At 61.6% G+C, this 19,222-nt stretch carries 20 protein-coding genes and 1 pseudogene; 18 read left to right on the top strand and 3 right to left on the bottom strand.

The features are described 5' to 3' along the window. The first annotated feature begins 22 nt into the window (after nt 1-22). The 16 genes from H7C86_RS12780 (at nt 23) to H7C86_RS12710 (ending at nt 14,341) form a co-directional block, all read left to right on the top strand. The gene (locus H7C86_RS12780) at nt 23-352 is read left to right on the top strand and encodes a hydrogenase maturation nickel metallochaperone HypA (RefSeq protein ID WP_020907448.1); all 330 of its coding nucleotides are present in this window, start codon (nt 23-25) and stop codon (nt 350-352) included. 2 nt (nt 353-354) lie between these two features. Further along, nucleotides 355-1,170 (top strand): hydrogenase nickel incorporation protein HypB, encoded by an 816-nt coding sequence (gene hypB / locus H7C86_RS12775; RefSeq protein ID WP_182261638.1) that lies wholly within the window; start codon nt 355-357, stop codon nt 1,168-1,170. A gap of 163 nt (nt 1,171-1,333) precedes the next feature. After that, nucleotides 1,334-2,449, top strand: coding sequence for a NiFe hydrogenase small subunit (locus H7C86_RS12770; protein ID WP_020969412.1), 1,116 nt, complete (start codon nt 1,334-1,336; stop codon nt 2,447-2,449). Between the two features lie 54 nt (nt 2,450-2,503). Continuing rightward, complete coding sequence (locus H7C86_RS12765) at nt 2,504-4,297, top strand: nickel-dependent hydrogenase large subunit (RefSeq protein ID WP_182261637.1); 1,794 nt, start codon at nt 2,504-2,506, stop codon at nt 4,295-4,297. 3 nt (nt 4,298-4,300) lie between these two features. Further along, on the top strand, nt 4,301-5,203 hold the full coding sequence (locus tag H7C86_RS12760) for a NifU family protein (RefSeq protein WP_182261636.1): 903 nt from the start codon (nt 4,301-4,303) through the stop codon (nt 5,201-5,203). Nucleotides 5,204-5,222: 19 nt separating this feature from the next. After that, nucleotides 5,223-5,843, top strand: coding sequence for a DUF5947 family protein (locus H7C86_RS12755; protein ID WP_166655195.1), 621 nt, complete (start codon nt 5,223-5,225; stop codon nt 5,841-5,843). Further along, nucleotides 5,840-6,478, top strand: a complete 639-nt coding sequence (locus tag H7C86_RS12750) for a DUF6084 family protein (protein ID WP_021344000.1) — start codon at nt 5,840-5,842, stop codon at nt 6,476-6,478. Before H7C86_RS12755 ends, H7C86_RS12750 begins: the two co-directional genes overlap by 4 nt. Beyond that, complete coding sequence (locus H7C86_RS12745) at nt 6,475-7,839, top strand: hypothetical protein (protein WP_182261635.1); 1,365 nt, start codon at nt 6,475-6,477, stop codon at nt 7,837-7,839. Before H7C86_RS12750 ends, H7C86_RS12745 begins: the two co-directional genes overlap by 4 nt. An 80-nt stretch (nt 7,840-7,919) precedes the next feature. Further along, a complete protein-coding gene (locus tag H7C86_RS37930) occupies nt 7,920-8,039 on the top strand; it encodes a DUF6893 family small protein (protein ID WP_003942178.1) in 120 nt (39 codons plus the stop codon). Between the two features lie 6 nt (nt 8,040-8,045). Continuing rightward, a complete protein-coding gene (locus tag H7C86_RS12740) occupies nt 8,046-8,540 on the top strand; it encodes a hydrogenase maturation protease (RefSeq protein WP_021333537.1) in 495 nt (164 codons plus the stop codon). Nucleotides 8,541-8,543: 3 nt separating this feature from the next. After that, nucleotides 8,544-8,828 (top strand): HypC/HybG/HupF family hydrogenase formation chaperone, encoded by a 285-nt coding sequence (locus H7C86_RS12735; RefSeq protein ID WP_021333538.1) that lies wholly within the window; start codon nt 8,544-8,546, stop codon nt 8,826-8,828. Further along, a complete protein-coding gene (gene hypF, locus H7C86_RS12730) occupies nt 8,825-11,113 on the top strand; it encodes a carbamoyltransferase HypF (RefSeq protein WP_182261634.1) in 2,289 nt (762 codons plus the stop codon). The genes H7C86_RS12735 and hypF overlap by 4 nt, the downstream gene beginning before the upstream one ends. Before the next feature lie 16 nt (nt 11,114-11,129). After that, the gene (locus tag H7C86_RS12725) at nt 11,130-11,429 is read left to right on the top strand and encodes a HypC/HybG/HupF family hydrogenase formation chaperone (RefSeq protein ID WP_020907459.1); all 300 of its coding nucleotides are present in this window, start codon (nt 11,130-11,132) and stop codon (nt 11,427-11,429) included. Continuing rightward, entirely contained in the window at nt 11,426-12,538 is a 1,113-nt protein-coding gene (gene hypD / locus H7C86_RS12720; protein WP_020969419.1) for a hydrogenase formation protein HypD, read from the top strand. Before H7C86_RS12725 ends, hypD begins: the two co-directional genes overlap by 4 nt. After that, a complete protein-coding gene (hypE, locus tag H7C86_RS12715; protein ID WP_182261633.1) occupies nt 12,528-13,598 on the top strand; it encodes a hydrogenase expression/formation protein HypE in 1,071 nt (356 codons plus the stop codon). Before hypD ends, hypE begins: the two co-directional genes overlap by 11 nt. Next, nucleotides 13,598-14,341: a DUF6390 family protein gene (locus H7C86_RS12710; protein ID WP_182261632.1), complete on the top strand. Its 744-nt coding sequence runs from the start codon at nt 13,598-13,600 to the stop codon at nt 14,339-14,341. Before hypE ends, H7C86_RS12710 begins: the two co-directional genes overlap by 1 nt. Nucleotides 14,342-14,387: 46 nt before the next feature. Here the strand turns inward: H7C86_RS12710 and H7C86_RS12705 are convergent, their stop codons facing one another. Further along, a complete protein-coding gene (locus H7C86_RS12705) occupies nt 14,388-14,795 on the bottom strand; it encodes a hypothetical protein (RefSeq protein WP_019748092.1) in 408 nt (135 codons plus the stop codon). Between the two features lie 57 nt (nt 14,796-14,852). Here H7C86_RS12705 and H7C86_RS12700 point away from each other — a divergent pair. Further along, nucleotides 14,853-15,215, top strand: a pseudogene (locus H7C86_RS12700) (VOC family protein); the annotation flags it as partial. 241 nt (nt 15,216-15,456) lie between these two features. Here the strand turns inward: H7C86_RS12700 and H7C86_RS12695 are convergent. Together H7C86_RS12695 and H7C86_RS12690 are read right to left on the bottom strand one after the other, a co-directional pair. Beyond that, nucleotides 15,457-16,095: a PadR family transcriptional regulator gene (locus tag H7C86_RS12695; RefSeq protein ID WP_182261630.1), complete on the bottom strand. Its 639-nt coding sequence runs from the start codon at nt 16,093-16,095 to the stop codon at nt 15,457-15,459. Nucleotides 16,096-16,137: 42 nt separating this feature from the next. Then, nucleotides 16,138-17,463 carry a serine hydrolase gene (locus H7C86_RS12690; protein WP_031333274.1) on the bottom strand — a complete coding sequence of 442 codons (1,326 nt, stop codon included), beginning with the start codon at nt 17,461-17,463 and terminating at the stop codon, nt 16,138-16,140. 86 nt (nt 17,464-17,549) lie between these two features. Here H7C86_RS12690 and H7C86_RS12685 point away from each other — a divergent pair, with 86 nt between their 5' ends. Further along, entirely contained in the window at nt 17,550-19,142 is a 1,593-nt protein-coding gene (locus H7C86_RS12685; protein WP_182261629.1) for a D-alanyl-D-alanine carboxypeptidase/D-alanyl-D-alanine-endopeptidase, read from the top strand. Nucleotides 19,143-19,222 lie beyond the last annotated feature (80 nt).

Raw genomic sequence — 19,222 nt, 5'->3', positions numbered from 1 at the left:
ATCACGAATCGTGGGTTTCACCGTGCACGAGCTGTCTATTGCGCAGAGTGTGGTCGAAGCCGTGTGCGAGCGTGCCGGCGAGCGACGAGTATCGAGTGTGCGGCTGGAAGTAGGGCAACTCTGCGCAGTGGTTCCACACTCTCTGCTGTTCTGCTTCGACGTTGTCACGGCGGGTACTCACGCCGAGGGTGCCAGCTTGCACATCGATCAGATTGCAACCAGCGCGCGATGCAATAGCTGTGGCGTGACTTTCTCGCCGCCCGACATGTTCTTGTTGTGTGGGTGCGGCAGTGCTGATGTCGAGGTGCTCGCCGGCCGCGAGTTGCGGATCCTGTCGATGGAAGTGAGCTGAGCATGTGCGCGACGTGTGGGTGCGGGGACGCCACGGGACCTCGGGTGTCGGTCGTCGCCGGCGGAGAACACGAGCAGGACGACAGCCATGGGCACGGTCACCACCACGACCACGACCATGACCATGACCATGGGCACGGTCACTCCGACCACACGGTAATTCTCGAGCAGCAGGTGCTTGCCAAGAACGACGGCATTGCGGTTCACAATCGTGAGTGGATGCGTGGTCGCGGAATCACGGCGCTCAACATCATGAGTTCGCCCGGCGCGGGTAAGACGACATTGCTGGCGCGAACGATCCGGGAACTAGGACGACAACGACCGATTGCCGTGATCGAAGGTGACCAGGAAACCCGGCTCGACGCCGAGCGGATTCGTGAGGCCGGCGCGTCAGTGGTCCAGGTCAACACGGGGGCGGGCTGTCACCTCGATGCCGAGATGATCGACCGCGCGCTGCGCGCCTTGGACCCCGCGGACGGGTCGCTGCTTCTGATCGAAAACGTAGGAAACCTGGTGTGCCCCGCGCTCTTCGACCTGGGCGAGGAAGGCAAGGTTGTCCTAATTTCGACGCCGGAGGGGGGCGACAAGCCGAAAAAGTACCCGCACATCTTTGCCGTCGCGGACCTCGTGGTGATCAACAAGATCGACTTGCTCCCGTACGTCGAGTTCGACGTCGATGCCTGTGTCGCGCAAGCGAAAATACTCAATCCTGCTGTGCGCGTTGTTGTTCTATCGGCCACGACAGGTGAGGGTATGGACGAGTGGTACGAGTGGATCGGTAGTCGTTCGGCGATTTCTCCGGTGGCCGTTGACAACTGATCTGCTCGGGTAGTTAATGAAATGAGTGGGTGCCACGCAAGTGGGCCGAGGTTCGACTCCGGTGGCGTCAGCGTTTCGGTGCCGCAGCAATTTGAGGCCATAGCGTGTCAGGCAGTAGCGGCGCCGAGAATCAGGCGCAAGTGCACCCGTGAAAGCGGCTGACATGGACACACAAAAATCGACTGCTGGCACCACGGCGGAACCTGCCTCCGAAAGCGCAGCTACCCCCGAAAGCGCAGCGGCCAAAGCGGAAGAAACTCTGATCCACGTGCTGTGGATCAATGCCGGTCTCAGTTGCGACGGTGATTCGGTGGCGCTCACCGCGGCCACGCAACCCAGTATCGAGGAGATCGCGCTCGGTGCGTTGCCCGGCCTGCCTCAGGTGGCGGTTCATTGGCCGCTCATCGACTTCGAATGTGGACCGCAGGGCGGCGCTGACGATTTCCTGGAATGGTTCTGGAAAGCCGACCGGGGAGAATTGGAACCCTTTGTTCTTGTTGTCGAAGGATCTATACCGAACGAGAAACTTCACGACGAGGGGTACTGGTGTGGTTTCGGGAACAATCGCGAAACCGGCCAACCGGTCACCACGAGCGAATGGCTCGACAAGCTGGCACCGAAAGCCACTGCGGTAGTTGCGGTCGGCACGTGCGCAACCTACGGCGGCATACATGCGATGGCCGGAAATCCGACCGGTGCGATGGGCGTGCCGGACTATCTCGGGTGGACCTGGAAATCGAAGGCGGGCATCCCGATCGTGTGCGTTCCCGGGTGTCCCATTCAGCCGGACAACCTCTCCGAGACCCTGACCTATCTTCTGTACATGGCCACTGATCAGGCGCCGATGATTCCCTTGGACGAATCCCTCCGCCCGCAGTGGCTTTTCGGTGCCACCGTTCACGAGGGCTGTGACCGTGGCGGGTACTACGAGCAGGGCGAGTTCGCGACGGAGTACGGGTCGCCGAAGTGCATCGTCAAGCTGGGATGTTGGGGACCGGTCGTGAAATGCAATGTCCCCAAACGTGGTTGGATAAACGGAGTCGGCGGGTGCCCTAATGTCGGCGGGATCTGCATCGGCTGCACAATGCCGGGATTCCCGGACAAATTCATGCCGTTCATGGATGAACCACCTGGCGGCAAACTCTCCACCAATGCGGTGGGAATGTACGGGTCCGTGATCCACAGTCTGCGCCGGATCACCGGTCACACGTTGGACAAGGAACCGCACTGGCGCGAGCGCGGGTCGAAGTTGCTCACCGGTGCGACGCGTACCTGGTGACCGACCGGATACCTTCAAATCAGTTCGTGAGCAACGTCTCTGGGAGGCACTGCAATGACGGCCATCGTTCCCGAACCCACCTCGACTGCGGACCGCGACGGTCTTGTCGAGATGGCGTGGGACCCCATCACCCGAATCGTCGGCAGTCTGGGTATCTACACCAAGATCGACTTCGCCAATCGCGAAGTGGTGGAGTGCCACAGCACGTCGTCGATCTTTCGTGGGTATTCCCTGTTCATGAAGGGGAAGGACCCGCGCGACGCGCATTTCATCACCAGTCGTATCTGCGGCATCTGCGGTGACAATCACGCCACGTGCTCGTGCTACGCACAAAACATGGCGTACGGCGTCAAGCCGCCGCATCTAGGCGAGTGGATCGTCAATCTCGGCGAGGCCGCCGAGTACATGTTCGACCACAACATTTTTCAAGAGAATCTGGTCGCAGTCGACTACTGCGAGAAGATGGTCTCCGAGACGAATCCCGGTGTGCTGGCGCAGGCAGAGAACACGCGCTGCCCGCACGAGGAGCAGCACGGTTATCGCACGATCGCGGACATCATGCGGACTCTCAATCCGTTCACGGGTGAGTTCTATCGCGAAGCGTTGCAAGTCTCGCGTTCGACTCGCGAAATGTTCTGCTTGATGGAGGGTAGGCACGTCCACCCGTCGACGCTCTATCCCGGCGGCGTCGGAACCGTCGCGACGATCGAACTGATGACGGACTACATGTCGCGACTGATGCGGTACGTCGAATTCATGAAGAAGGTCGTGCCGATGCACGACGACCTGTTCGACTTCTTCTACCAGGCGCTGCCCGGTTACGAAAAGGTTGGCCTGCGGCGGACCCTGCTGGGTTGTTGGGGATCGTTCCAAGACCCCGAGTACTGCAATTTCTCGTACAAGGACATGACCGACTGGGGCCGGAAGATGTTTGTCACTCCCGGTGTGGTTGTCGACGGAAAGTTGGTCACCACGGATCTGGTGGACATCAACCTCGGTATCCGAATCATGCTGGGGTCCTCGTATTACGAGGACTGGAGTGATCAGGAGATGTTCGTCAAAACCGATCCGCTGGGTAACCCGGTCGATCGCCGGCACCCGTGGAATCAACACACCAACCCACATCCGCAGAAGCGTAATCTCGAGGACAAGTACAGCTGGGTCATGTCACCGCGATGGTTCGACGGAAAAGACAACCTCGCTCTGGATACCGGCGGGGGAGCATTGGCTCGTCTGTGGAGCACCGCTCTTGCCGGCCTGGTCGACATCGGATACCTCGAGTCGACCGGACACAGTGTGAAGATCAATCTTCCGAAAACAGCACTGAAAGGTCCCGTCTCGCTCGAGTGGAAGATTCCAGAACATGGCAGCAATACTCTCGAAAGAAACCGTGCGCGAACGTATTTCCAGGCATACGCAGCAGCGGCTGCCCTTCACTTCGCAGAGAAGGCGCTTGTCGAGATCCGGGCAGGCCGCACCAAGACGTGGGAGTCGTTCGAGGTTCCGGACGAGGGAATCGGTTGCGGATTCACCGAAGCCGTCCGCGGAGTTCTCTCACATCACATGGTGATTCGTGACGGCAAGATCGCGAACTATCACCCGTACCCACCGACCCCGTGGAATGCGAGCCCGCGCGACAGCTACGGAACCCCCGGTCCGTACGAGGATGCCGTGCAGGGTCAGCCGATCTTCGAGGAGAACGATCGAGACCACTTCAAGGGCATCGACATCATGCGGACCGTGCGTAGTTTCGATCCCTGTCTGCCGTGTGGTGTTCACATGTATCTCGGCGGCGGTAAGACCCTGGAGAAGTTGTACTCTCCGACGCAGTCCGTGACCGGGGAGTGATCGATGGAGCAATCGGCCGACTACTGGCGCGGAGCAGGTGAACGCATCGAGACGTTGTTGCAGGCCAATGCCGGTGCAGGCCCGGTGGCCAGGGATCGCGCCGAGCAACTGGTGCGCGAGGTCGTGCAGTTGTACGGCGCCGCACTCGAACGCACCGTCGCACTGGCGGATCCGGCCATGATGGATGCGATGGTTCGCGACGATCTGGTGTCGAGCCTCCTACTGGTGCACGGACTTCACCCGCACGACGTCGAGACCCGCGTACGCACTGCGCTCGACAGCGTGCGTCCGTACCTCGGCTCGCACGGCGGGGACGTCGAACTGATCGAGGTGGCGGACGGCGTGGTGCGGCTACGGCTTCTCGGAAGCTGTAACAGTTGCCCTTCGTCGTCGGTGACCCTCGAAACCGCGGTCCAGGACGCGGTGCAGGCGGCGGCACCCGAGACCACCGGAATCGACGTCGAAACACCGGATTCGCACGAGCTGAAGTCGGGTGTGATCTCGGTCGAGTCCCTGTTCTCGCACGTACACGCCGACGGGGGAGGCGCGCACTGGGTGGAGGTCCCCGAATTTGCCGAAGTCGACGCGGGTGAGGTCGCGGGTTTCCGGGTATCGGATACCGATCTGTTGGTCTGCCGCTCCGGTGACGATCTGTACGCGTATCGCGACCACTGCCCCGTATGTGACCATTCGATGGCGGGGGCTGTGCTCGAACGCATGATGGGCCTTCCTGTCCGAGACGCCGCTGTCCTTACCTGTCCGATGTGCTCTGCCCACTTCAGCGTGTACGGAGCGGGTGCGCGGGTCGGCACCGGCTCCGAGCACCTGGCGCCTCTGCCGGTGCTTATTCGCGACGGTGTGCTCTCGGTCGCGCTTGCCGACGATTCCGTGTTGCCGGTGACCTAGCCGTGGACGAAGCCTGGTCATGAAAACCACTGTGGGAGAGGTACTCACGCGAATCGCCTCGACGCGCGCCGTTCCGACCGGGCCGCTGTGTGAGATGTGCGCGGCGGGCATAGGTGACGAACACCAACACGTCGTGGACGTACAGGTCCGGAGCCTGATGTGCGTGTGCCGTCCCTGCTATCTGCTCTTTGCGCCGGTCGACGCGGATCTCCGATACAAAGCGGTTCCCGATCGGTATCTCGAATTTCCGGGCTTCGAACTCGCCCCTGGCCGGTGGGAGTCCCTGGAAATCCCCGTCGGACTGGCATTCTTCTTTCGGAACTCACTCCTCGACAAGTACATAGTCTTCTATCCGGGACCTGCCGGAGCTACCGAATCCGAGCTGCCCATCGACTCGTTCGAGACTGTGCTCGCGGAGAATCCGGGGCTCTCGCAGATGCGGGCCGACGTCGAGGCGTTGATTGTCTCGGTGCCCGCGTCAGGACAATCGCCGAGATGCTTCGTTGTTCCGATCGACGCCTGCTACGAGCTGGTGGGCAGGCTGCGCACAGTGTGGCGCGGATTCGACGGGGGCCAGGATGCCGCGCGCGCGGTGGACGAGTTCTTCGGGCGCGTCGAGGCGCGAAGCAGGTCGGCATGACCGTCCTCGACTTCTCGGTCGACAACGTGGAGGTGGAACCGTATGCGGTTACACCAAATCTGACGGTGAGATTGAGGATGTCGGAGACTACCGGCGCGACCGTCCGAGCAGTCGCTCTACGCGCACAGGTTCGAATCGAACCGCACCGCCGGCCGTACTCCGACGAGGAAGGCGACGCCCTGCGCGATTTGTTCGGTCCGCGGGAGCGTTGGTCGAGTACGCTGCGAACCTTCTTGTGGATGGAGTGTTCCGCGGTCGTTCAGGGATTCACGGAAACAACGGTCGCGGCCTTACCCATGGCGTGTACGTACGACTTCTCGGTGACGGCGTCGAAGTACATGCACGCACTCCGTGACGGAACGATTCCGATCGTGGTTCTACTGAGCGGAACCGTATTCACCGACGGGCAGCGCGGTTTCTCGGTACAGCAGATCCCGTGGGACAGATCTGCTGCCTACGAATTGCCGGTCGACGTGTGGAAACAGCTGATGGCCACGCATTATCCGGCCTCTGGTTGGGTACGCCTCGACCATGAGACGATTGCCGATCTCGTGCGATTCAAGGCAGCGCACGGCTTCACGGACCTCGAATCAGCCGTGCGGCAGTTGCTCACGGCGAGCGAGGTGCCCCGATGACCCGAACTGAGATGGATCACGACGTTCGGGCCGTGGCCGACGCTGTCCTGTACGAGGGATATCTTCTCTATCCTTACCGGGCCGGCTCGGCGAAGAATCAATCCCGTTGGCAGTTCGGGGTTCTCGGACCGCCCGGCGCCGCCGGTGACGGAGTCGGCGAGGAACCGTCGATGTCCGCCCAATGTCTGCTCGGCGAACTCGAGCGGAGCGGCGCCGAAGTAACGGCGACGGTGAGATTTTTGCACCACCAGTCGCGGACGGTTGAACGACTCGGCGCCGGCGGCGCGTGGATTCCGGTGGATCGGTTGGCCGTCGACGGGCACGAGGCGATCTCGTGGGACGAAGCCACCGAATCCGAGATCGTCTTGGGTCCGTGGGGTCTGGACGAACTCGAGGCCGGAGTCGAAGAATCCTTCTGTGCGGCGGGAGTTGTCGACGGCGAGACTCTGGCGGATTCTCTGGGCCGGGTAGTCGGACGGGTCGTTCGGACACGGCTTCCGGTGACTGGCTGCTTGGAATTGAACGCCTCCGCAGGGGACAGACGCAGGGTGATCTCCGTGAGCATCATGAACGACACGAGCGTCGACATGAGGGACAAGGGCACGGCCACGGCGCAGTCGATGCTCGGCACTCACGTCATTTTGACCTGCGCAGGCTCGAGGTTCGTGTCGTTGTTCGACGAACCAGATCACTCGGAGCCGCTGCGGCAAAATCGCTGTTATCCCGTGCTTGCGGGGACCGAGGATCCGACTCACCCCGGTACATCGCACACCGTTCTGGTGTCACCGATCATCCTGTACGACTTTCCCGAGATTGCGCCGCAGAGCGAAGGATCCCTGTTCGACTCGACGGAGATCGACGAAATTCTCACCCTGAGAATTCTCGCCATGACCGAAGAGGAAAAGGCGCGGGCGCGGGCTACCGACTCGAAAGCTGCCGACATCATCGATCGATGTGAGAGCTTGACGGCCGACGATCTAGCCGGCCTGCACGGCGTGCTGCGAGATTCGATTGCCGGTTCTGATCTGATACCCGAGGTGCCTGACGGCGTGGACTGGTGGACGCCGGAAGCCGACACCAGTGTTCAACCACGCACCGACGCAGTATTGATCAACGGCGTCCGCGTCTGTGGTGGAAGTACGGTTCGGCTTCACCCCTCACGTCGCGCTGATGCTCAGGACCTGTTCTTCGACGGCCGGATCGCCCACGTCGCCACCATTCATGAAGACGTGGACGGCGACATTCATGTTGGGGTGACGCTCTTGGACGACCCGGCCGCCGATCTGCACAACTGGTACGGCCGCTACCTGTACTTCGCGCCGGACGAGGTAGAGCCGGTGCCGCGAGACGGCGCGAGTTGACGTACTTCACGCTGTCGGACTTCACAGCTATCGGACTTCACAGCTTTCGGACTTCACTGCTATCGAGAGGAGAACCCGCCATGAGGAGCATGGGATTGCTGTCGACGGCACTTCTCGGCGCCACCGCGATCGCAGCCGCGATCGTTCTGGTGGTGTCGATGCCGGACATCCAGCGCTATCTGCGAATGCGAAAGATGTAAAGCACTGTGCGCGTGCTGATTGCAGGCGTCGGAAACATATTTCTCGAAGACGACGGATTCGGCCCCGAAGTTGTTCGAGCGTTGCAGCATGAGAATCTCCCGACGGGGGTTCGCCTGGTCGACTACGGGATTCGTGGTGTGCATCTGGCATACGACTTGTTGGAGTCGTGGGACGCGCTGGTGCTGATCGACGCATTACCGGTGACCGGAGTGCCGGGGAAGCTTGCGATCATCGAAGTGGATCCCGAAAGTGAAGGTCCGCAAGGAGGTTTCGACGCACACTCGATGCATCCGAGTTCGGTGTTTGCCAGCCTGCAGGCCCTCGGCGGAGCACTCCCGCGGACGTTCGTGGTGGGGGCACACGCGAAATCGATCGGCGACGGAATCGGATTGAGTGCAGAGATGCGTGATTCGGTAGGGCAAGCCGCCTCTGCGGTGATGGCACTCGTCCGGTCGATCGACGTGGATTGTGATGCCACCACATTGGGGCCGGAGGTGTGAGTCATGTGTCTGGGGATTCCGGGACGGGTACGCGAACTACTGGACGGATACGGCGGTCAACTCGCCCTCGTCGACGTGGAAGGTGCACCGCGCAAGGTCAACATCGGGATGCTCGACGAAGGCACCGTCACGGCAGGTGACTGGGTGGTGATCCACATGGGCTTTGCAGTCGAGAAGGTCGACGAACAGGGAGCACAGCGCGCCCGGGCCGGCCTCGAACTGATGGGCCGTGGTCAAGACGGTGAGATCGACGAGTCCGATACTCGTACCGGCGAGGTCGGGACATGATGATCGCCAGCCGTGTCATCGTTCGTGGCGTAGTCCAGGGGGTGGGATTCCGGCCGTTCGTTCACGCGACTGCGACCGAACTGGGACTGTCGGGTTCGGTGGGAAATTCTGCTCTCGGGGTCGTGATCGACATCGAAGGCGACGGAGAGTCAATCGATGCGTTTGTCGCTCGGGTGCGAAACCGCCCCCCACCGCTGGCACGAGTGGAGTCGATAGAGCGCGAGGACTCGCCGCCGCTAGGTCGTCAGGGGTTTTGCATCATCGAGACGGATGCGGGGGCGGTCGGGCGAACCTTGGCGCCGGCCGATGTCGGGATCTGCGACGACTGCCTGCGGGAGCTGACTGATCCGAGCGATCGGCGATATCGTCATCCCTTCATCACCTGCACCAATTGTGGTCCACGATTCACGATCATCGAGTCGATGCCCTACGATCGGGCCGCTACGACGATGAAGCGGTTCCCGTTGTGCGCGAACTGTGCGGCAGAGTACGTGGATCCCTCCGACCGCCGGTTTCATGCGCAACCGATTGCCTGCCCGGAGTGCGGTCCAACGCTTTCGTTCGTGGAAGGCGACGCGCCCACGGAGACCGGCGAGGGTGCACTGCTACGAGCCCGATCGCTGCTACGAGACGGGAAGATTCTTGCTGTCAAGGGAATTGGAGGATTCCACTTGGCCTGCGATGCGCGTGATGATCGCGTGGTTCACGATTTGCGTGAACGCAAGCATCGACCGAGCAAGCCGTTGGCGGTGATGGTGCGCGATGTGAGAGAAGCCAGAGCGCTGGGTGTGGTCGGGGATGCCGAGGCCGATGCCATGTCCTCGCGCGAGCGTCCCATAGTGCTGGTTGCCAAAGCGTCTGGATACACGCTGTCTCCCTCGATTGCCCCAGGTATTCCGGACATCGGAATCATGCTGGCCTACAATCCGATTCAGCATCTTCTTCTCGGGTTGGCGGGAGACGCTGCGGGCCCCGCGGCGTTGGTGATGACGTCGGCGAACATCGGCGGCGAGCCAATTCTGTACTCTGACGACGATCTCGAACGGGTGGGTGACCTGGCCGGCGGGGTGTTGACCCACAACCGTCCGATCTTGATGCCGTGTGACGACTCGGTGATGCGAATAGTCGGCAACGGACGACAGTTGCTTCGTCGCTCGCGCGGATATGCACCGCTGCCCGTTGCGGCGCCGTTCGATCTACCGCCCACCTTGGCGGTCGGGGCCGATCTGAAGAACACCTTCTGTCTTGCCGAGGGTGCGTATGTCTGGCCGAGTCAGCACATCGGAGACATGGGCGACCTCGCTGTCATCGACAGTTTTGCTGCCTCGGAGAGTCACTTCGAGTCGATCACCGGAGTAGTGCCGCACCAGATTGCCTGTGACGAGCATCCTCGGTATCGCTCGTCCTCGTGGGCTCGCAGTCGTAGTGGCGACCGACCGGTGCGCGTCGTCGGGCATCACCACGCCCATGTGGCTTCCGTGATGGGGGAGAACGGCCGGGACGGGAGCGAACCGGTTCTCGGAATAGCGTTCGACGGCACCGGCTACGGGGCGGACGGCGCAGTGTGGGGAGGGGAATTGCTGCTGGCGACGTACAAGGGTTATCGCCGTCTCGCGCATCTGGGATACGTACCGCTGCCAGGGGGCGATGCCGGAGTGGAACGACCGTACCGAATGGCGCTCGCCCACCTCTGGCATGCCGGGTTGGACTGGGAATCCGACCTGGCGCCGGTGGCAGCCTGTCCGCCACGAGAGCAGTCGGTCCTACTTCACCAGTTGGCAACCGGTTTCGGGTGTGTGGACACCTCGAGCATGGGGCGGTTGTTCGATGCAGTCTCCTCGCTGACCGGGGTTCGTCAGAGCGTCGACTACGAAGCGCAGGCCGCCATCGAACTGGAGGGCATTTCGAGGGGAGTCGACTGCGCCCCGTCGCGGTACACCTTCGACTGGGTGCAGTCGGACGACGATTCATGGACAGCTGATCCACGGTCGGTCATTCGGGCCGTTGTCCGTGATCTCCGGGCGAAGGTGCCCGCCGACGTGATCGGCGCGCGCTTCCACGAATCCGTCGCGCACCTCGTACTCAAGTGGGCAATCCGTGGCCGGGAACTGGCGGGAGTGGACGAGGTAGTTCTCACCGGAGGCGTGTTTCAGAACCCTCTCCTGCTCGTCCGGGCGTGTGCCCTGCTCGGAGAAGCCGGATTCACGCCGTTGACAGGACTGCAGTTACCACCGAACGACGGTGGTCTCGCCTACGGCCAAGTGCTGGTCGGGAGTTCGTCATGAGGTCAGGAGTTGTGCCATGTGCCTAGCCGTACCAGGACGTATCGAGTCCTTGGAGGAACGCGACGGAACGACGATGTCGGTGGTGAACTTCGGTGGCGTCCGAAAAGAAGTGTGCCTCGAATACATTCCGGGCGCCCGAGTCGGCGAGTACGTCGTGGTGCACGTCGGATTCGCGATCCAACGACTCGACGAGGAATCCGCACGCAGCACGCTGGCGGAATTCGAACACCTCGGCGTACTCGAAGAGGAATTCGGTGACGGGTTCGCCAGGGCTGCCCGGGCCGCCGGGATCGAACCGAAGGAGACGGAATCATGAAGTATCTGGACGAGTTCTCCGATCCGGAACTGGCCGGCAAACTGCTGGATCAGATCCGCGCGCTGGCCACGCGCCGATGGGCGATCATGGAAGTGTGTGGTGGTCAGACACATTCGATCATCAGGCACGGCATCGATCAACTACTCCCAGAGCAGATCGAGATGATTCACGGACCTGGTTGCCCGGTCTGCGTCACGCCGCTCGAGATCATCGACAAAGCTCTCGAAATCGCGGCAAAGCCCGATGTCATTTTCTGTTCATTCGGGGACATGTTGCGAGTTCCGGGGAGTTCGTCGGATCTGTTCCGGATCAAGAGCGCCGGCGGCGACGTTCGCGTGGTGTACTCACCGTTGGATGCACTGACTATTGCCAAGGAGAATCCGGACCGGCAAGTGGTGTTCTTCGGGATCGGATTCGAGACCACAGCGCCGGCCAACGCCATGACCGTCTATCAGGCCAATCGCCTGGGTATCAAGAACTTCTCGCTGCTCGTCTCGCACGTTCTGGTCCCGCCGGCAATGGCCGCGATAATGGACTCGCCAGAGTGCCGCGTGCAGGCATTTCTGGCGGCCGGGCATGTGTGCAGTGTGATGGGAACGTCGGAGTACCCGGCCCTCGCCGAGAAGTACAAGGTCCCGATCGTCGTCACCGGATTCGAGCCGCTGGATCTCCTGGAGGGCATCAGAAAGACTGTGCTGCAGTTGGAATCGGGTCGACACGAGGTCGAAAATGCCTACGCCCGTGCTGTCACGGCGGAGGGCAACACCGCAGCGAAAGCGATGCTCGAGGATGTGTTCGCGGTGTCGGACCGGACGTGGCGCGGCATCGGATCGATCCCGGACAGTGGTTGGCAGCTGGCGCCGAAGTATGCGTATTTTGATGCGGAAGAACGTTTTTCGGTGACCGATATCCACACCGACGAGTCGAGTGTCTGCCGGTCCGGTGAAGTATTGCAAGGCTTGATCAAGCCACACGAGTGCAGTGCCTTCGGGAAGGAATGCACTCCGCGGAATCCACTCGGTGCCACGATGGTGTCGTCCGAGGGGGCGTGCGCTGCGTACTACCTGTACCGACGCCTGGAACTGCAGGAGGCGGGTCATGCCGGCTGAGGAGACCGCTGTCGTGGACCTGTCGGCATGGGTGTGCCCACTGCCGCTGCGTGATTCGCCGAACATCGTCATGGGACACGGCGGTGGGGGAGCGATGTCCGCCGAGCTCATCGAGCATCTGTTCCTGCCCTCGTTCGGAAGCGCTGCCGATGCCGAGCTCGGCGACTCGGCTGTATTCGACATCGGCGGGGTGCGGCTCGCCTTCTCAACGGACTCGTACGTCGTGAAACCCATGGTGTTTCCCGGCGGAACGATCGGCGATCTTGCGGTCAACGGAACGGTGAACGACCTGGCGATGGCGGGAGCACAACCCTTGGTGATGTCGACGGCATTCATCCTCGAAGAAGGGACCGCGTTGACCGACATCGCAGGGATCGCGAAGGCGCTCGGGCGGGCTGCGCACGTTGCCGGCGTTCGACTGGTGACGGGTGACACCAAAGTTGTCGATGCCGGTCACGGCGACGGAGTCTTCATCAACACCGCGGGAATCGGGATTGTCGCCGACGGGGTGGACATCAACCCCACTCGCGCACAAGAGGGTGACGTCGTGATCGTCAGCGGCGACATCGGTGTTCACGGGGTGGCCGTGATGAGTTGTCGCGAAGGTCTCGAATTCGGGACCGAGGTGCGCAGTGATTGCGCGTCGCTCAACAGCGTGGTCGCCGACATGATTGCCACCGGCGTCGACATCCATGTCTTGCGCGACCCTACCCGGGGCGGAGTTGCCGCCACCCTCAACGAGATCGCTCAAGCGTCGAACATCGGTGTTGCGCTGGTGGAACGAGATCTGCCGATTCCCGCTGACGTGCGCGACGCCTGTGGGCTACTCGGTTTGGATCCTTTGTACGTCGCCAACGAGGGTAAGTTGATCGCCTTCGTTCCGCGAGAAGACTCCGACCGAATTCTGGAAGCGATGCGCGGTAATCCGCTGAGTGCGGGAGCTGCCGTGATCGGGGAGTGCGTGGCCGAACATCGCGGAATGGTGGTGGCGCGTACGGCATTGGGAGGCAATCGGGTAGTGGATTTGCCGGCAGGTGAACAACTTCCGCGGATCTGCTGATGACTGCCGTCGGTATGAACGGGCCGGCGTTGTTTGCCCGCTACGCGTATCCGCCGAACGAGTTGGGTTACTGCGGACCCGACGATCCTTCAGTGCTGCTTCGTCTGGCCAGCGGCAACTCGGGCAGCGGCGACCGTGATCGCGCTCGTCAATTCGACGGTGCGTGGCCGTACCTCGAGGCATTGGCCGCAAGTGCGGGCATCGACGATCCTCTCGATCCGCGAGTGATCGAAGCCTATTGGGTAGGAGGTGATCTCCTCGACTCGCTTGATTCGGGGGCGTTGTTGCAGCACTTGAGGGGGGCATTCGGTGAACGCGAAAACACCGGGTTTCTCCCTGCCCTCGGGGATCGGGACCGCGCGCTCGCGCACCACAGTTTTCACGTATTTCTGGTGTATCCGTGGGTCAAGCTTCTTCGGAAGCGCGGTGCGGTCCCACTGTCCGTCCTCCAGAACTGCCGGATCAGATGGGGAGTGGTCGAGGACGTGAGTGAGGAGCACGCGTTGGTGGTTTCGTCCCCGCTCGAGTTCGACGGTGAGCAACTCGTACGCGGCACGCCGGTGACGCAGCGAGTGCGATGGAGCGTTGACCGCCGCTCACTCGCACCGACGCCCGTCCAGGGCGCCTTGGTGACGATGCACTGGGATTGGCTGTGTGACAACATCACGTCAGAGCAATCACGGGCATTGGATGCCGCGGAAGACTCGGCATTGCGGATCGCGACCCGGATGCTGTCGACGTGACAGGCCCTGTCAGAGCAGGGACCACGGTCTGGAGGATACGCAGGTGTCAGGGCACGAAAAAGGTTCCGAGGCCCGGTGTTCCGATCGCCTGGGGATCGACGTATGCGACGACCTGACCCGAGCCCGGACGAATGGTGACGGGTTGTGCATCCAGTGTCGGAAATGATGCGGATCCGTACGCTCCGGTGCCGAGACTGAGCCAGTGGACGACCGCGGAGTGGGGGTTTCCGTCGCCGGGTGCGCGTTGCACGTGCAGCACGGCGACGCCCGGTTCTTCGCCGACGATCGCTGCAAGGTGGGGAGTGGGCAAGTCGACGAGCGGGACGTAAGGGTCGACCTGGAACGGAACCGTGCTCGGCGCCGCTGCCGCGGTACCCGGCATCATCACGCCGGAGATCGCAAGGGCCGCAAAGACCGCGGCACCGGTACGTGCAAAAGCGTTGAGTGCAGTCATACGATTCGACGCTAGTCGCTTGACCGGCGATTCGGTGCCGTTTCGCGTTTCAATCGGCGGCGGGGTGACGTCGACGCCACCGCCCAGTGGTACGCGAAGGTATTCGGAATGACGATCGAGATATTCGGCCCCACGGTACGCACTGCACTGAAGTTCGGAGATCAGAAGATCAATCCGAGGCCTCTCGGATCGGCGGAGCAAGACCCGGCCTGGACCACCGGCGTCGTCGAGACGGCAGGTTCCGAGGATTTGTGCTTCATCACTCTTGCGTCACCCGGAACTGTCCGTGAGCACCTGGAGAACTGTGGGGTCGAGGTGCTCGACGGGCCCGTGACCAAACTGGGTGCCCTCGGCGAGATGGTCTCGCACTATTGTCGCGAACCCGACGGAAGCCTCATCGAGATCGCCTTCTACCCGTGAACCAACCACTCCGAGGAGAAATTACTCCAGATTCAATGTCGTTCAGTGCTGCCTCCGCCGGCTGTCGACATCTTTCCCGGCCGTGCACTTGGAATCCTCGTTCGTCACCGGACTTTGCGGGTCCCGCTTCTCTGATCGTTCGTCCGCGGTCCGCGTCCGTCGGACTGTTCTCTTCCAGATCGCTGATCGAACTGGTTTCGAGAAGGTGTCGGACCGGCGTCCGATGGCTTTCGAGGGGGATCTAGCTACTTCCATCGTCTATCGAGTGAGCGAGGGTGGAGACGGTGCGCTTTCGGTGGGTTGTTGCCGGTTGCACTGTGTCGGGCCAGTCAGCAGTTTCTTCCAGCGCCCAGTCGGCCCATTCTGCGATGTGGTTGAAGTGGCCGATCATGAACCGGTTGGCCAGTGCCATCAGATGATTCTGCTGGGGGAGTGTGCCGGCTTCGGGGGCCGAAATCCGTTGTGCGTGTGAGACGAACAGACTTCGGGACCGAGTTGCCTGTTCGCGTATGGTGGTCAGGTTGGTCCGCAGGTCGGCAATCGTGCCTTGGTTGGCGAAGATCACGCGGATCATGCCTTCGAACTGCAAGGCGGGGGGTGTGGCCTGGGTGGCGAGCCAGTCACTCAGCGCTGTGCGACCTTCGTCGGTGATGGAGTAGACCGTGCGCGAGCGCTGAGTGCCTTTCGTTACCGTGCTCGCCGTGACCAGACCGCGTTCAAGCAGTATTTTGGGGGCGTTGTATCGCTGTCGGTCTGCGCTGGGCCACAACTCGGCGACCCCGCGTCCGACCTGTTCGGCGATCTCGTATGCCGACCAGTCCTTGACCGTCAGCAGTCCCAGGATCATGTACGAGGTAGGTGTGAGATCACGCTGAGCCACATGGCTCCCTTCGTTCCGCGGTTACATCCGAGCCTACAAGTGCTACTTCCCTTCACCGTTTGCATCCTCGGTGTCGGCGATGTCGTCGGATGTGTCCTGAGCGGGCTTGCCGTAGATGAAGGGGACGAGCGCTGCAGCGACGGCAGAGGCCGGGGCGAAACCATCGGCCGTGGGTGCCAGATTTCCCCACACCACCAAGGTTACGTCGTTGACCGGGTCGTACCCCATGAACGAGTTGTAGCCGGGCAGTTCGCCGATGTGGCCGTACATCGGACCCATTTGAGCGATACCGTATCCGTATCCTGCGGATCCTTCGCCATCTGTGGGTTGCACACTGTTCAAACGCAACTCTTGTGTGGCGGGACTCAGGAGCGAACCGGTTCCCAGAGCTTTGACCCATGTCGCCATGTCGTTTGCAGTCGAAATTCCCTGACCTGCAGACCATGTCCACGAGGGATTGTGCCTAGTGGTGTTGGTCGGTTTTTCGGTGCCTGCGGCGATCGCGTCGAGGCGAGATTGTGGGAGAGCCTCTTTGCCTTCGCCGAGCGTTTCGACGTTGCCACTGTAGGTGTAGCCGTCTGCAAACGGAGTCGGGATGCTGGTGTCGGTGTTCGCAGGAAACGACGTCCCTGCGAGTGCGAGTGGCCCGAAGAATCGGTCCGCGAAGATCTGCTGAATCGGCTTGCCGTCCAGCTGCTCGGCGATCAAGCCGAGGAGAACGGTATTGGTGTTGGAGTAGTGATAACCGGTGTCGGGCGCGAAATACGGCGGCTGGCTCAGCCCCATTGCCAGCAGTTCCTCGGGTGTCCACACTCGCTCCGGTTGCTCGTCGAGCGCCCGGTTGAGTTCGAGGGTTTCGGTGTAGTTGTACAGGCCGCTACGCATGTCGAGTAGGTCGCCGATGGTGATGTTGTCGCCGTTGGGGACATCTGGGCGGAACTTGCTGACCGGATCGGTTACCGCAACCTTGCCTTCGTCGACCAACTGCAGGATGGCCGTACCGGTCCAGGTCTTGGTGTTCGAGCCCACGCGAACCTTGGTGTCCAGAGTGGGAGGCTCGTTCACGCCTTCCCTGACCGAACCCCATGTATTGACGTACTTCTGCGTCGGCGTCGTGATCATGACCACCATTGCGATCTCACGGAACTCTTCTGCCTTCTCGGAGACGACGGAATCCATTGCGGCGCTGTCGAAAGACAAGACGGCGCCGTCCGCAGACCCGGCGGAGGTCGGCGGGGACGACGAGGGGGACTCGGAATCGGTTGCGGACGAACAGGCTGAGAGCAGCAATGCCGTAGCGATGCAGGCCACAGCCACTTTGCTGGTCTTGACGTTGTGAAAGGACGTCGACTTCCCAAAAGGGTTCATAGAGGGACTTTAAGCGATACTGCACTCTGCATGCTGCACTTTGCAGTAAATTACGACAAATCAGTCATGCATCCTCAGGAGCGTCCATGCCGCACACCACATCAGTTCGCGCCGTCGCTGCGTTGATCAGCGTCGGAGTAGTCCTCACCGCATGTTCGGCGAAGCCGTCGAATTCCGATTCCGCATCGGCTCCGGCGCAACAGGTTCCCGAGGAGGCAGCCCGCATCATGGCCACCGATCCGTACGCCATGGCTCGGTGGTCCTATCTCTTGGTCGACCCCGCCACCGACGAGGTGATTTACAGCAACAATGCTGATAGCTCTATGTTTTTGGCTTCCCAGACCAAACATTTCACCGTCGGCACCGCCTACGACACCCTTGGTGTAGACCACACTGTCACCACCCCCGTTTATGCCACTTCTCTCCCCGTCGAGGGCACCCTTACCGGTGATCTGGTGCTGGTCGGCTCCGGTGACCTCGCGCTCGGTGGGCGCAACGCCGCACAAGGCCGATTCGATTTCGCCACCGACGGCATCGACCACGTCTACGCCGATGCCCTGCCAGGAGCCGTTCTCGCGCCCGGTGATCCGCTGGCAGGCCTGAACGATCTCGCACGACAAGTGGCCGACGCCGGCATCACTCGGGTAAACGGCGACGTTCTGGTGGACCCTCGTCTGTGGGACACATACTCGACAGTCGAAGGCCTGGTCCCGTCGATTTTCGTCAACGACAACCTCGTCGATATCCAGGCGAGTCCGGGTGCGGTAGGTGAGCCCGCCGCCATCGACATGCTTCCCGGTAACGGCCTGTTCCGCGTCGATGCTCAGGTCACCACGGGTGAGGAAGGTAGCGACTCGACTCTGAAGGTTGCGGCCGATCCGTCCGATCTCACCCAGATCAACGTAACCGGGTCGGTACCGGCTGGAAAGACATCACTGACTGTCTATCGCATTACCGACGCGTCGACGTGGGCGCGTCAGCTGTTCGTAGAAGCACTGCGACGCAATGGAATCGAGGTTGCATCGGTATCTCGTACGAACAGCACGGCTGCCCTGCCTGTCGATCGGACATATTCAGGAAGTCGACAAGTTGCGAGCCTGCAATCGGCACCAATTTCGGAGTCGGGAGGGATGATTCTCGCGACAAGCTACAACACGGGCGCGAACACTTTCTTGTGTCTGTTGGCAGTAGCGACAGGATCGTCGTCGTGCAGCGACGGTCTTCCCACCGTGCGGGCACTCGCCGAGAAGGCAGGTATTGCAGCATCCGACCTGGTGGTCATGGACGGCCAGGGTGGAGACCCGTCACAATCGACGCCCACAGCCGTCCTCCAGTGGCTCGACTGGGTGGACCAGCAGCCATGGGCCGATACGTTCTGGGCAGGTCAACCCGTACTCGGTGAGCGAGGCTCGTTGTCGGGCGTGGGAACCGACAGTCCGGCAAAGGGGAAGGTCATCGGTAAGACGGGAACATCCGCCGACGTCGAATCTGACACCGGCAGGTTGATAGTCACTCTTCAAGCGTTGTCGGGTTACATGATCACCCCCGACGATCGCCGACTTCTGTTTGTCGTCGCCGTCAGCGATGCAGTGTTTCCCGACCTGCCTAGGGGCGTGTTCCAAGTCGGGGGAGACGTCGGTGGTGTTGCCGCTGCATTCCAACAAGCTCAGACGAATTGACGGGGCGAGACGGAGGTCCGGCGTTCGGGCGCTCATCCCTTTCGAATGAGGCACGAACGATGTAGGCGCACAGAGTGTCA

It is taken from the genome of Rhodococcus sp. UFZ-B548 (assembly GCF_903819475.1).
Lineage (GTDB): Bacteria > Actinomycetota > Actinomycetes > Mycobacteriales > Mycobacteriaceae > Rhodococcus_F > Rhodococcus_F erythropolis.
This window is presented reverse-complemented; position numbering and strand designations above follow the sequence as displayed.

Bases quoted from the DNA above. Each gene is read 5' to 3' on its own strand.
- H7C86_RS12705 (WP_019748092.1), bottom strand. From the start codon at position 14,795: ATGACTGCACTCAACGCTTTTGCACGTACCGGTGCCGCGGTCTTTGCG.
- H7C86_RS12735 (WP_021333538.1), top strand. From the start codon at position 8,544: ATGTGTCTGGGGATTCCGGGACGGGTACGCGAACTACTGGACGGATAC.
- H7C86_RS12690 (WP_031333274.1), bottom strand. From the start codon at position 17,463: ATGAACCCTTTTGGGAAGTCGACGTCCTTTCACAACGTCAAGACCAGC.
- H7C86_RS12685 (WP_182261629.1), top strand. From the start codon at position 17,550: ATGCCGCACACCACATCAGTTCGCGCCGTCGCTGCGTTGATCAGCGTC.
- H7C86_RS37930 (WP_003942178.1), top strand. From the start codon at position 7,920: ATGAGGAGCATGGGATTGCTGTCGACGGCACTTCTCGGCGCCACCGCG.
- hypD (WP_020969419.1), top strand. From the start codon at position 11,426: ATGAAGTATCTGGACGAGTTCTCCGATCCGGAACTGGCCGGCAAACTG.
- H7C86_RS12745 (WP_182261635.1), top strand. From the start codon at position 6,475: ATGACCCGAACTGAGATGGATCACGACGTTCGGGCCGTGGCCGACGCT.
- hypF (WP_182261634.1), top strand. From the start codon at position 8,825: ATGATGATCGCCAGCCGTGTCATCGTTCGTGGCGTAGTCCAGGGGGTG.
- H7C86_RS12770 (WP_020969412.1), top strand. From the start codon at position 1,334: ATGGACACACAAAAATCGACTGCTGGCACCACGGCGGAACCTGCCTCC.
- H7C86_RS12765 (WP_182261637.1), top strand. From the start codon at position 2,504: ATGACGGCCATCGTTCCCGAACCCACCTCGACTGCGGACCGCGACGGT.
- H7C86_RS12710 (WP_182261632.1), top strand. From the start codon at position 13,598: ATGACTGCCGTCGGTATGAACGGGCCGGCGTTGTTTGCCCGCTACGCG.
- H7C86_RS12750 (WP_021344000.1), top strand. From the start codon at position 5,840: ATGACCGTCCTCGACTTCTCGGTCGACAACGTGGAGGTGGAACCGTAT.
- hypB (WP_182261638.1), top strand. From the start codon at position 355: ATGTGCGCGACGTGTGGGTGCGGGGACGCCACGGGACCTCGGGTGTCG.
- H7C86_RS12755 (WP_166655195.1), top strand. From the start codon at position 5,223: ATGAAAACCACTGTGGGAGAGGTACTCACGCGAATCGCCTCGACGCGC.
- H7C86_RS12725 (WP_020907459.1), top strand. From the start codon at position 11,130: ATGTGCCTAGCCGTACCAGGACGTATCGAGTCCTTGGAGGAACGCGAC.
- H7C86_RS12760 (WP_182261636.1), top strand. From the start codon at position 4,301: ATGGAGCAATCGGCCGACTACTGGCGCGGAGCAGGTGAACGCATCGAG.
- hypE (WP_182261633.1), top strand. From the start codon at position 12,528: ATGCCGGCTGAGGAGACCGCTGTCGTGGACCTGTCGGCATGGGTGTGC.